The sequence below is a fragment of the Limnospira indica PCC 8005 genome (genome assembly GCF_000973065.1).
Taxonomy (GTDB): Bacteria; Cyanobacteriota; Cyanobacteriia; order Cyanobacteriales; family Microcoleaceae; genus Limnospira; species Limnospira fusiformis.
The window spans coordinates 3,157,515-3,170,671 of the sequence record NZ_FO818640.1 but is presented as its reverse complement, the minus strand read 5'-3'; the positions used below and the strand labels follow the sequence as shown (position 1 = coordinate 3,170,671).

Sequence of the window (13,157 nt, the reverse complement as noted above, 5' to 3'; positions counted from 1 at the left end):
TCCCAGAGTCTAATTACCTGAAATTGATGGCGAGTTGGAGACTAGCCATACCCGCAAATCATTGATCTCAGAAAAGTCTAGTAATGCTTCTCCTAACTCCTCTAATGCGGGTAATGGTAACTGATTGATTTGACCGATGACCGTTTCTGGCAAACTGCCTAATCTCCTATTGAGCAGCCGGACAATTAAGGTCTTTTCACCTTCAGTTACCCCTTGTTGTAATCCCTGTTGTAATCCCTGTTGTAATCCCTGTTGTAATCCCTGTTGTAATCCCTGTTGTAATCCCTGTTGTAATCCTTCTTCTAAACCTTGTTGTAATCCTTTTTCAAGGGCTTCTTCCCAAATGTCTTGATAAATTACTGATTCTTGCATAATTTCTTGCCTCAACAATCGTTTAATCAACACTTTGTCTAAGACCAAACCCGCCAGAATCGCTGTGGATGCTGCCACGTTATTTTGGGTTCTCCGGTCTGCGATCGCATCAATTTTAGCTGCTACCTGCTCTAATAACTTTTGGCGATCGCCCGTTTGAGCTAGTACCGCAAAAGGTAATAATCCCGGCACATTTATAAACGTATCTACGGATTCTTCCCAGAGTCTAATTACCTGAAATTGATGGCGAGTTTGAGCTATTTCTAGCTGGGTTTGGTAGACTAAATCTGAGGAACTTTCCCTTAAATAAATTACCACTTGCTGCATGGAGCATTCTGGGAACCGACGATAGACCCGCACCCAATAATCTAACATCCTAAACGGAATAGTTGGGTCCGGTTGGGTCTGAAATTCCAGATGCAGGATGACTCCCTCTGATTTCAGCAAGATGAGACTATCAGCCCGAATTGGCTCTAGGGAAAGTTCCGACGGGCTGAGTTCAGTCAGGGGAATGGGTTCTCCCAATAACCACTGGGCTAAATCCGCCGGAAACGTCTCAGCCAGGAACTTGCAAACATTGTCAAACATATTAGTATTATACCCCAATCTACGGGCGGTTGTGGGGAGTCTGTAAGGAGTCAGAAAAGAGTATTTTTAAAGCCTGTTCTCAATTAGCTGTAATCCTGATAATGTTGGGGTAATTAGTAAATTACCCCTAGGCGGAAATTCCGGTTGATATTTATTCGGGCTGATGGCTTTCTAGCCATCCCAACAAATCATCTATCTCCGAAAAGTCTAGTAATGCTTCTCCTAACTCCTCTAATGCGGGTAATGGTAACTGATTGATTTGACCGATGACCGTTTCTGGTAAACTGCCTAATCTCCTATTGAGCAGCCGGAAAATTAAGGTCTTTTCACCTTCAGTTACCCCCTGTTGTAATCCCTGTTGTAATCCTTTTTCAAGGGCTTCTTCCCAAATGTCTTGATAAATTACTGATTCTTGCATAATTTCTTGCCTCAACAATCGTTTAATCAACACTTTGTCTAAGACCAAACCCGCCAGAATCGCTGTGGATGCTGCCACGTTATTTTGGGTTCTCCGGTCTGCGATCGCATCAATTTTAGCTGCTACCTGCTCTAATAACTTTTGGCGATCGCCCGTTTGAGCTAGTACCGCAAAAGGTAATAATCCCGGCACATTTATAAACGTATCTACGGATTCTTCCCAGAGTCTAATTACCTGAAATTGATGGCGAGTTGGAGACTAGCCATACCCGCAAATCATTGATCTCAGAAAAGTCTAGTAATGCTTCTCCTAACTCCTCTAATGCGGGTAATGGTAACTGATTGATTTGACCGATGACCGTTTCTGGCAAACTGCCTAATCTCCTATTGAGCAGCCGGACAATTAAGGTCTTTTCACCTTCAGTTACCCCTTGTTGTAATCCCTGTTGTAATCCCTGTTGTAATCCCTGTTGTAATCCCTGTTGTAATCCCTGTTGTAATCCTTCTTCTAAACCTTGTTGTAATCCTTTTTCAAGGGCTTCTTCCCAAATGTCTTGATAAATTACTGATTCTTGCATAATTTCTTGCCTCAACAATCGTTTAATCAACACTTTGTCTAAGACCAAACCCGCCAGAATCGCTGTGGATGCTGCCACGTTATTTTGGGTTCTCCGGTCTGCGATCGCATCAATTTTAGCTGCTACCTGCTCTAATAACTTTTGGCGATCGCCCGTTTGAGCTAGTACCGCAAAAGGTAATAATCCCGGCACATTTATAAACGTATCTACGGATTCTTCCCAGAGTCTAATTACCTGAAATTGATGGCGAGTTTGAGCTATTTCTAGCTGGGTTTGGTAGACTAAATCTGAGGAACTTTCCCTTAAATAAATTACCACTTGCTGCATGGAGCATTCTGGGAACCGACGATAGACCCGCACCCAATAATCTAACATCCTAAACGGAATAGTTGGGTCCGGTTGGGTCTGAAATTCCAGATGCAGGATGACTCCCTCTGATTTCAGCAAGATGAGACTATCAGCCCGAATTGGCTCTAGGGAAAGTTCCGACGGGCTGAGTTCAGTCAGGGGAATGGGTTCTCCCAATAACCACTGGGCTAAATCCGCCGGAAACGTCTCAGCCAGGAACTTGCAAACATTGTCAAACATATTAGTATTATACCCCAATCTACGGGCGGTTGTGGGGAGTCTGTAAGGAGTCAGAAAAGAGTATTTTTAAAGCCTGTTCTAAATTAGCTGTAATCCTTTTGGTGGCTGTTTTTTTTGACTCACCATCTTCTGTGTCAACCGGAATGGGAGCGCCAATGTTTACCTTAACCCGCGTTCCTTTAGAAATGGGAGGTTGTCGATCATAACAAATGGCGATGGGAATAATTGGTAACTTGAAATCGGGTTGATTGGCGATCGCTTGTAGTGCAATTCTGGCTACACCTGATTTAATCGGGTGAATTTGATTATCTTGAAAAATATGTCCCTCTGGAAACAGTACCAACATTTCCTGATTTTGGAGAAGTTCGACACTATATCTAATGCTGGCGGTTCCTGGATTTTCGCGATTAACGGGAAATCCTCCCAACTTTTTGACAAACCACCCCTGGAGTCCTTGGGTTTGTTCCCATAAAACCATGTATCGCAAATCCCTCCCCGTAACTGACCTTCCAGCAACGTAGCCTAAGATCAGGGGGTCCCATCGCGAACGGTGGGTGGGGGCTAAAATTACCGGTCCTTCCCGTGGAATATACTCTTGACCCTCTACTTCAATTTGTTGAAAATATAGAGGCATGAAAATTCGACCCATCAGCCAGTAAGTTAGGGGGGTTAACCATGGGGAAACCTCGGATTCAAAGGAGTTTGAAGAGTTGGAACTAGGGGATGTTTGGTTTGACATTAGTATAGACACCTGAAATTTAGCTTTCCTTAATCATAACCCCTCTGAGTTTATTAATAATTATGATAATTCTGGCGATCGCACTTCCGGTTATGTTATACATATAAAGGTTATCATAAAATGTGATGAGCTATTTAATGGGAAGGATAATTAATTAAAATGCTCAAATTGGCAATATCGATTGTACTCTGTATTGCACTTGGCTGGGGATTGATGACCCCGGTTAATGCTGCCAATTTATCCGATCGCGATCGCTTACTTAAACAAAATATCTGTGTCTCATTTTTGTGGAAAGTGTGTGATCTACAGGGTGCTGATCTCCGAGAACTTGATCTAACTGGCGCTAACCTAACTAGGGCAAATTTACAAGGAGCCAATTTACAAAATGCTATATTACAGAAAGCGCGACTAGGTGGAGCCAAATTACAGGGAGCTAATTTACAGGGAGCCAAACTTTTTGAAGCTGACCTAAATCATGCTAATTTGATGAGTGCTAATCTCAATGATTCGGAACTATTAAAAGCTAATTTAACCTTAGCTAATTTACAGGGCGCTTATCTACAAAGTGCTAATTTAATCGAAGCTATACTCTGGGGTGCTAACCTAATTGGTGCTGATTTACAGCAGGCTAGTTTACAAAGTGCTAACTTAGAATATGCTAACTTAGCTGATAGTAATTTGAGGGAAGCTGACCTGCATAGTTTTTCTTTCCGAGAATTTCAAAAACCTACTAATCTGAGTCATGCTAACTTGGAAGGGGCTAATTTAGTTAATGCTAATGTGCGGGGTGTTATTTTAGAGGGGACAATTATGCCAGATGGGTCTATTTACCAGGAAAATACAGCCCTATAGATATTGTTAGTGTTCAGTTGTTCGGGAGGTGCGTCATAGGTATCTGACGCACCAATTTTCCCTGAGACTAAGCTCTAAGAGCTGGAACTAACCCCGAATGAATCAGTAATGGTTTGGTACTAGGTTCTCGTCCTCGGAAAGATTTAAACACCTCCATAGGGTGCAAACTGCCGCCTAGGGCTAATACGGTATGGCGGAATTTTTCCCCAATAGAAACCACGGCGGAATCATTATCTAATCCAGCTTCCTCAAAGGCGGCAAAAGCGTCGGCGCTGAGAACTTCCGCCCATTTGTAGCTGTAATATCCGGCGGCATATCCTCCGGCAAAAATATGACCGAAACTACATAAAAATGCGTCTTCTGAAAGAGGTGGTAAAACGGTGGTTTCAGCAGCAAGACGTTGACGCACATCATTGACAGTTTCTTTACCTCCGGGTTGGTAACGGTGGTGTAATTCCAAATCGACCAAGGAAAAATGAATTTGTCGTAACATGGCTGTACCACTCATATAATTGCGGGAGGCAAGTATTTTTTGGTAATAGTGTTCTGGGAGAGTTTCCCCGGTTTCGTAATGTTTAGCCATCCCAAATAATGTAGAGCGATCATAACACCAGTTTTCCATAAATTGGCTGGGTAATTCCACAGCATCCCACTCTACATTATTAATACCAGATGCGCCAGGATAATCCACGGTGGTCAGCATATGTTGTAAACCATGACCAAATTCGTGGAATAGGGTTTCTACCTCGGAGAAGGTCATTAAACTCGGTTTTCCGTCTACAGGTGGGGTCTGATTGCATTGTAAATAGGCGACGGGAAGGCGAATTTTAGTGATACCATCTTCGATGATTTTGGCGCGGTTAATGCAGTCAGCCATCCAAGCGCCGCCTCGTTTTTCGGCGGGACGACTGTAGGGGTCTAGGTAAAAATAGGCGATCGCATTTTTATGTTCATCAGCTACTTGAAAATAGCGGACATCAGGATGCCAAATTGGGGCCAAACCATCAGCGGGCGTAATGGTAATATTAAAGATACGCTGCACCAGTCCAAACAAGCCATCCAGAACTTGATTTAGGGGAAAATAGGGGCGCAGTTCTTCATCTGTATAGGAAAATTTGTCTGACCTTTGGCGTTCCGACCAAAAGCTAATATCCCAATGTTTCAGGTCGCCTGTTTCCCCTTGGGATTTAGCATAGACTTTGAGTTCTTCAAATTCCTGAACTCCTGCGTCATAGCTAACTGTTCGCAGTTCTTCTAGGAGTTGTTCAACGGCGGCGACATCGGGAGCCATTTTACTGGCTAAACTCAGTTCTGCGTAACTGGAAAAACCGAGAATTTCTGCTTTCTCTTTACGCAGTTTTAAAATGCGTTCAATTAAGGGAAAATTGTTGAGTTCTCCCTCGGAGGCGCGACTGATATAAGCGCGATATACGGTTTCGCGTAAATCTCGGCGGGTGCTATATTTAAGAAACGGTCCAACACTGGGAAAGTCTAGGGTAATTCGCCAGGGTCCGTTTTCTGGGGTGGCGTTTTCTTCTCCGGCTTCTCTGGCTGCTTGGGCTGCTAGACTGAGTAAGCTGGGGGGTAAGCCGTCTATTTCTTCTGGGGTGGTTAGGGTGAGGCTAAAGGCTTTGGTTGCGTCAAGAACTTGGTTAGAAAATTGGGTAGCTAGTTCGGCTAATTCTAGTTGAATAGCGTTAAAGCGATCGCATATTTCTCCGGTTAATCCTACCCCAGATAATTCCGCATCTCTAATGGTGGCTTCTACAATCCGTTTTTGAGCAGGTTCTAGGGATTCCCAATCGGGTGAATCTGCTAACGCTTTAAATGCCTTGTATAGGGGTTGGCTTTGGTTCAGACGGTTGATAAATTGAACCACTTGGGGCTGTACTGTTTGATGGGCTTCTCGCAGTTCTGGGCTATTTTTAACACCCATCAGATGATTAATTATACCCCAACTCCAAACCAGACGTTCTTGGAGTTCCTGGAGAGGTTCAACTAATCCTGACCAGGTGGGTTCGGCGTTTTCTTCTAATTTACTAAGGGTGGTTTCTAGTTCCTCTAAAAGTTGGGTGATTCCTGGGACTACATTATCTGTAGTAATATCTGCAAAGGGGGGAAGTCCTTTTCCGATTAAAAGTGGATTCTGGGTCATAGTGTTATGATTCATCAATTGACATCAATGCTATCGCTACTTTTGGTATAGCATAATAATATAATCTCTGCTTGAATAGTTATCAACTGATAATTAACTATCTGGTTGGGTGGGGCGAGTTGAGTAATGTTGGTGGTGGTGAATTTAATTGACAGTGGAACCCGACCCTACAGGATTCCTTGATTTGAGGTGGTTAATTGTTCAAAAAGGGTAATTTTACACCCAGGGCGGCTTGGGCGGCTTCGATTAATTTCATAAAAAAGGGGTGAGAAATATCAACAGTTTTGGCTTCGGATCGACTAATTCCTAATAACCCGGTTTTTTGTCCAGGTTGAATAGCTAGAACCTCTCCCTTTTGGTTACGAATTCTTAATTCCCAGTTGTCTCCAATAGGAGTAATATTACACTTGTAAGTCCGATCGCAATAATTAAATTCAGCTAGGCGGCGATGTAGAGGAACAAAGGTTTCTGGAAGTCGCACACCCACAATTTCTAACTCGATCGCCGTTTGATTATTCCAGGTATTTTTCCGTAATTTATAAGCAAAATCCAGGGGGGAAGGGAGGGGGAAATAATCAGCCCACCGCCAGGCGATCGCAGATATAGTAGGTAAAACAGCCATGGTGATTTCCGGTGGTAAATCTTGAGATAAAGTTAGTTTAATATGACTTTTGCCGACTATTTTTTGATGGACAATTCGCAGCTTAGGAGTCCAAAAAACTGGCTCACTATTGGCAATCCCACAGGGTTGTATTTTATCAATTTGGTCATATAATTTATAGTTAATATCTCTCAAATTTATGCTCACATCAACATTAATTAAAGGTCGGAGATGTTCTACTTGCAGACATTGATGAGCAAATTCACTCAAGCGCTGTTTAAACTTAGGCAAATTAGCCGCCGGTAAAGAAAAGCCACCAGCCGCTTTATGTCCGCCAAATTTACCGAGGAGATCTTGACAAAATTGCAGTGCTTCAAACACATGAAATTCTGGAATCCCCCGCGCCGAACCCCGCAGATTTTCCTCGTCTTCATAAGTACAAATAAATACCGGAACTCCGTAGCGTTCCACCAGTCGGGAAGCCACAATTCCAATAACTCCATGATGCCATTTTTTTTGACAGGGAACTAAAACCCGTTCTTGTTCAAGGTTAATATTACTATTTTCATACCAAGCAATAGCTTCCTGTTCAATATCCGCACAAAGCTGTTTCCGTAGTAGGTTAGTTTCTTCGCACTCTTTCGCCTGTTCTAACGCGGTTCCCATGTGGTCAGTAGTTAACAGTTCAATCACCACCTGGGGATGTCCAATGCGTCCGATCGCATTAATCCGAGGTCCGAGGCGAAAGCCGATATCTTCTGGTTTCATCGAAGTAGTAGAATTAGTTAAATTAGGCTGTTGGTTAGCCAATCCTGCTATTTGAATTAATGCTTGGACTCCCGCAATTTTAGACTCCGGAAGAATTTTTAACCCCCGTTTAACCCAACGGCGATTCACTCCATTTAAGGGAGCCATATCAGCTATAGTCCCTAGGGTAAATAGTTCCAATAACTGCCAGCGCAAACTCTCCCATTCTCCTCTAAGTTTCGCTAAGGATAGGGCTAATATATAAGCGACACCAACTCCAGCCAAGCCATAATAGGGGGAAGTTTTGGGCAGTAATTTGGGATTGAGAATAGCATCAGCGTTAGGGAGTTGGGGAGGCAGATCATGGTGGTCGGTGATAATCACAGTTAGCCCCAATTCTTTCGCCCTAGCCACCGGAGCGATCGCCGAAATACCATTATCCACAGTGATAATTATGGAGATACCCTGATCGTGAAATTCCTCGACAATGCGATTATTGATACCATAGCCTTCTTGCATCCGACTAGGAATTGCTGATGTAATATCTGCGCCTAATTGAGAAATGGCTCTAATTAATAACGCTGTACTGGTCATCCCATCAGCATCATAGTCCCCACAGATGGCAATTTTTTGTTGATTATCAATGGCATTTTGCAGCAATTGGACAGTTTTGGGTAAGTCGGGGAACTCCTCCATAGGTTCCGGGAGAGTTTGGGATTGGGGGTTAAGGAAGGCTTCGGCTTGTTCTTTGGTTTCGATTCCCCGGTTGATCAGGATTTGGGCAATAATAGGGTGAACCCCGGTGGTTTCAGATAGACTCTGGGCAATTTCGGGGCGTTCTGGGAAAATATACCAGCGCTGTTTTGGTAGTAGTGGTTCTGTGGTGATGGGAGGTTTGTCTTCCACGGTGACTCAAATTGCCAATGTTTTCATCCTTGATCGTAATAATTATATCAGGGGTTCGCTATTGAGGAAGTATCAGTTAATGGCATAACTATCTTTACCACGACCAACAGCAAATCGGAAAGATTCGCGCAGGTTGCGACTAGACTGGGTGATAAATAATAGTAGGGCGACGGCGGCTAAACCTGTGTTGATGGTGAATAGGTTACGATATCCTACCACATCGGCGATGGAACCGAAAATCGGTCCGGCGAGGGCTAATCCTAAATCAAATCCCCCTAAACAAATTGAGAAAAATTGGCCTCTTTCCTGGGGTAAACAGCGATCGGCGATTAGGGTTAACATCATCGGAATCGTAATTCCTGCGGCTGTACCTTCAAATAAACCAGCCAGCAAGACATCAAAATTGTTATTGGCGATCGCTAGGATGAACATCGAAACTAGATAACATATCAGACCTGTGGTGATAAAAATACCCCGACCATAGCGGTCAGAGGCGCGACCCATGGGTAGACGGACGGCAAAACTGGCGATCGCTTTCATGCTATAAAATAGCCCCGGATTGAGATTTAGCCCAGAATCTTGGATATATAGGGGGATAAAAGTTACTAAAGTGCCGAAAATTAGCCCCACCATCAACAGAACTAAGGCTGGGATTTTCAATGCTGGACTTCCCAGACGCTGGAGATAATTAGCTATGGGTGATCCCTTTGTTTGTGACTGGTCGCTGGTTTCTGGGTTTCTTGAGGCTTCTAATACCTGAGAAATTGCCAAAAGTGATAATAGCCCAAAAACAGTACCACTGATAAACAGAGGACCATAACCCATTCCCGCCTGGATAAAACCGCCTAAAGCTGGACCAATAGCCATACCAATGGGGGCTACCAGACTCATATAACCGACTATTTCCCCGCGACGGTTTTCTGGGGCTAAATCTGTGACTAGGGCTGTGTAGCCAATGGTAAAGGCTGCTATGCTGATGCCATGAAAAGCCCTTAATAAAGCCATTAACGGCATCGAATCAGCGAATAAATAGCCAAGGGGTGCTACGGTCGCGACTATTGTCCCGATCAGCAATACTAGCTTTCTGCCTCGTTTATCTGCTAGGGGACCCAGGAAGACGCGGGAGGGTAGCAGTCCTAGGGCAAAAGCCCCCATAACTAAGCCTATTTGTTGCTTAGTCCCCCCCAGATAGGCAATATACAGGGGGAGGGTCGGTAGCAATGTAGTAATGGCAGACCAGAAACATAGACCCGCTATAAACAGCATCAGCAGGCTGCGTCGCTGTCGGGTTTTAATTATAAATAGGATATTCAAGGGAAAACTCCATAAGCAATGGTGATTAGTATAGAGTCTTCACTGGGGGATTGAGGGGGATTAAGGGGATCTGAGACTTTTGATAGAGGCTATCTCAACTCAGGGGTAGCTTAATCATAAATTCGCTTCCTTCCCCCAACACTGAGGTAAAATTTAACTCGCCTCGGTGATTTTGGGTGATAATTTGATAGCTGGTGGGTAATCCCATACCTGTGCCTTGACCAATGGGTTTAGTGGTGAAAAATGGGTTAAAAATTTTGCCTTGAACTTCTGGACTCATACCGATGCCATTATCTTTAATGGCAATGAATATAGCCAGTGAATCTAAAGATGTAGTAATGGTGATTTTACCACTATAGTCAGCGTCTGTTTGATGATTGTGTCGCTCCTCAATAGCCTGTATGGCATTGGCTAATACATTCAAAAATACCTGATTTAACAAGCCAATATAACACTCATAATCTGGCAAATCACCATAATCTTTAATCACTTCTATGGGGGGATTTCCGGCTCTACCATTTAACCGATTTTGTAAAATGACTAGGGTGCTTTCTAAATTTTCATGGAGGTCTACTGCTTTTAATTTGGCTTCGTCTAAGCGCGAGAAGGTTCGCAGGGATTTGACAATATCACGAATGCGCTCGGCTCCGGTTTTCATTGAATTAATGATTTGGGGTAAATCTTCTTTCATAAAATCTAAATCAATCTCTTCGATAAAATCGGCAATATTGGCGGGAGTTTCTGGATAGGATTGTTGATATAATTGGAGTAGGTATAATAAATCTTCCGTATATTGGGATGTGTGGCTTAAGTTACCATAAATAAAACTAACCGGGTTGTTAATTTCATGGGCAACCCCGGCAACTAATTGACCCAAACTTGACATTTTTTCTGATTGGATTAACTGCATTTGGGTGTCTTGGAGTTCTCGGTAAGCACGTTCAATTTCTTGGCTTTTGGCTTGGGATTCTTGATAAAGTTGGGCTTGTTGAATAGCGATCGCCACTTGATTAGCAATGTTTTTTAAGAGGTCAATTTCATCATCTTGCCAAGGTGCATCTCCCTGGCTACGACCTAATTCAAAAGCCCCAATTTTGCTTTCTGTATGAATGGGTAAGGCTAAATAAAGTGTAATCCCCATTCCCTGAAAAAAATCTACTTCTTTTTGGTCTTCTGATGTCCTAATATCCAAACTATAAAATTCTTCCCTAAATATTTTTTCAAATAACCGGGGAAAATCATTCAATTGATAAGGACCAAGCCAACTGGTAAATCCTGGCTTTTTCTGCTCTGTCACTACTTCCCATATACCGGAATCATCATGATGGTTATACCAACCAAAGCTACAAATATCTACTTTGAGTTCCGCAAAAATTGCATTAACTGCATTTTGTAAAATTGTATCTAAGTCGAGGGAATTGCGAATTTCTGTGCTAATATGACTTAACAGTTGAGTGCGGGTGAGTAGAGAACGTAAGGCTTCTTCTGTTTGGCGATCGGTTATATCTATGACAATGCCAAACATCCGCACCAGTTGACCATCTCTAAACTCTAATTCAATGCGACTATTAATATAGCGAATTTCTCCATTAGGACGGATAATACGCGCATCAAAGTTTTGAGGAATACCTTGGTTAGCTTCACCAACTCTCTGTAAAAAGAAGTCACGATCTTCGGGGTGATAAAGTTGGAGATTTTGCTCAAAATTTGGCTCTCCTTGGTCGGGGTCTAAGCCAAAAATGTGAAAAACTTCTTCCGACCAACTAATTTTTTGGGTGGTAATATCAAAAGACCAGTAACCTAAATGGGCAACTTCTTGGGCTTTTTTTAATTGTTTACTAAGTTCGGAAAGGGTGATTTCATTGGCTTTGCGTTCGGTAATTACTTCTGTATACATCAGTAAGCCACCAATGTTACCATTCCCATCAATCCAAGGACGAATTTCCCAACATACCCAGTCTGAACCTCCATCATCACGCATCCATAAATCGGCTTCTGATTTCTCGGTTACTCCTGTTAAACAACGGCTATGAATATCTTTCCAACGTTGGGGAATATCGGGGAAAATTTCATAGTGCGATCGCCCGATAATTTCTTGATTTTCTAAGCCATATTGTTGATACCAAGCCCGGTTAGCGACTAGGTATCGCATCTGGGTATCAAACATGGCGATCGCAGCGGGAGTCACATCACATAGAGTGCGCCAAATTCCCTCACTCTCACGCAATTTATTTTCAGCTTCTTGGCGATCGGAAATATCATAATTAATGCCAATAAACCTGATGGGTTTTCCTTGTTGATCCCACTCTACCACTTTACCCCTGGCAAAATTCCATCTATAGGAACCATCTTTGCAGCGCAGGCGATGTTCATTTTCATAAATTGGTATTTCACCTCGGATGTGTTTTTGGATTTGTTCATGAACTAACTCTATATCCTCTGGATGTACACGACTTTCCCATGATTCTAGGGAATCCTTAATTTCATCACTTTGGTAGCCTAATATGGTTTTCCAACGACTATCAAAATATACTTGTTGGGTTTGTGGGTTCCATTCCCAAGTGGCAATATTTGCAGATTCTAAAGCTAATTGTAGTCGTTCGCGTTCAGCTTGGTTAGCTATTTCCTGACGGGCGATCGCTCGACTGAGAAGCATTCCGGCTAGGGATGCGATCGCCACTGATAATAGCAGGCTATTGGTAGCAATATAATTCCGCATTTTTTGGGCTTTTGCTAACTCTAATTCTGCCAGTTTTAGCTGTTTTCTAGTACGATTGGTTACCTCAGTTAGCTGGTCGGGTAATTCGATAAAATTAGCAAATTCTGGGCTTTGGATAAGTGCAATTAACTCTTGCTGTGCAGCTTGTATTTGGTCATCGGCAAAATTTAATCCTTCTACTGCTGTAGCAAATCTGTTTAATCTTTCGGCAAAAATCCCCACAGTTTCCTGATATTCAGAAAATAGTAATTGCAGTTCAGGCGTTTTTTTATCTTGATCAAGTTGTTCATATTCTGTTAGCAGATCATCAATTTCATCTAACCTTTGCATAAAGGCATTAACAGATTGCCGAAAACCCTCTGGTTCGGACAGATATGGAGATAGTTGTTTACTAGGTCGGTTGTATAATATCTTAACTTGTAAATGGTTGAGCAGTGCGTATTGGTTAACTACAGCATCCCGGTTGATTATAGCCGGTTTTTCATAGTAATTACCTACCAGTAAACCGATAGTAGTTCCGGTGATAGCAATTCCTAGGGTGGCAATATAGGTAGCCGCGATTTTTTGCTTTAATTTCATGG

At 42.8% G+C, this 13,157-nt stretch carries 9 protein-coding genes; 1 reads left to right on the top strand and 8 read right to left on the bottom strand.

All coding sequences use genetic code 11. The annotated features are described in order from the left end of the window. Positions 1-9 precede the first annotated feature (9 nt). The 4 genes from XZ46_RS13815 to XZ46_RS13800 form a co-directional block, all read right to left on the bottom strand. Positions 10-960 carry an Rpn family recombination-promoting nuclease/putative transposase gene (locus XZ46_RS13815; protein ID WP_008051261.1) on the bottom strand — a complete coding sequence of 317 codons (951 nt, stop codon included), beginning with the start codon at positions 958-960 and terminating at the stop codon, positions 10-12. 151 nt (positions 961-1,111) lie between these two features. Beyond that, positions 1,112-1,570 (bottom strand): DUF4351 domain-containing protein, encoded by a 459-nt coding sequence (locus XZ46_RS13810; protein WP_008051260.1) that lies wholly within the window; start codon positions 1,568-1,570, stop codon positions 1,112-1,114. Positions 1,571-1,604: 34 nt separating this feature from the next. After that, a complete protein-coding gene (locus XZ46_RS13805) occupies positions 1,605-2,543 on the bottom strand; it encodes an Rpn family recombination-promoting nuclease/putative transposase (protein WP_006670195.1) in 939 nt (312 codons plus the stop codon). A 19-nt stretch (positions 2,544-2,562) separates the two neighbouring features. After that, positions 2,563-3,177, bottom strand: a complete 615-nt coding sequence (locus XZ46_RS13800; protein WP_008051259.1) for a lysophospholipid acyltransferase family protein — start codon at positions 3,175-3,177, stop codon at positions 2,563-2,565. 318 nt (positions 3,178-3,495) lie between these two features. Between XZ46_RS13800 and XZ46_RS13795 the strand changes: the two genes are divergently transcribed. After that, a complete protein-coding gene (locus XZ46_RS13795) occupies positions 3,496-4,134 on the top strand; it encodes a pentapeptide repeat-containing protein (RefSeq protein WP_008051258.1) in 639 nt (212 codons plus the stop codon). Positions 4,135-4,201: 67 nt separating this feature from the next. Here the strand turns inward: XZ46_RS13795 and XZ46_RS13790 are convergent, their stop codons facing one another. From XZ46_RS13790 to XZ46_RS13775, 4 genes are all read right to left on the bottom strand, one after another. Then, a complete protein-coding gene (locus XZ46_RS13790) occupies positions 4,202-6,304 on the bottom strand; it encodes a M3 family metallopeptidase (RefSeq protein ID WP_008051257.1) in 2,103 nt (700 codons plus the stop codon). Positions 6,305-6,482: 178 nt separating this feature from the next. After that, positions 6,483-8,543 (bottom strand): single-stranded-DNA-specific exonuclease RecJ, encoded by a 2,061-nt coding sequence (gene recJ / locus XZ46_RS13785; RefSeq protein ID WP_008051256.1) that lies wholly within the window; start codon positions 8,541-8,543, stop codon positions 6,483-6,485. A gap of 72 nt (positions 8,544-8,615) precedes the next feature. After that, positions 8,616-9,857, bottom strand: coding sequence for an MFS transporter (locus XZ46_RS13780; RefSeq protein ID WP_006625318.1), 1,242 nt, complete (start codon positions 9,855-9,857; stop codon positions 8,616-8,618). 94 nt (positions 9,858-9,951) lie between these two features. Continuing rightward, positions 9,952-13,155, bottom strand: a complete 3,204-nt coding sequence (locus XZ46_RS13775; protein WP_008051254.1) for a PAS domain S-box protein — start codon at positions 13,153-13,155, stop codon at positions 9,952-9,954. Positions 13,156-13,157 lie beyond the last annotated feature (2 nt).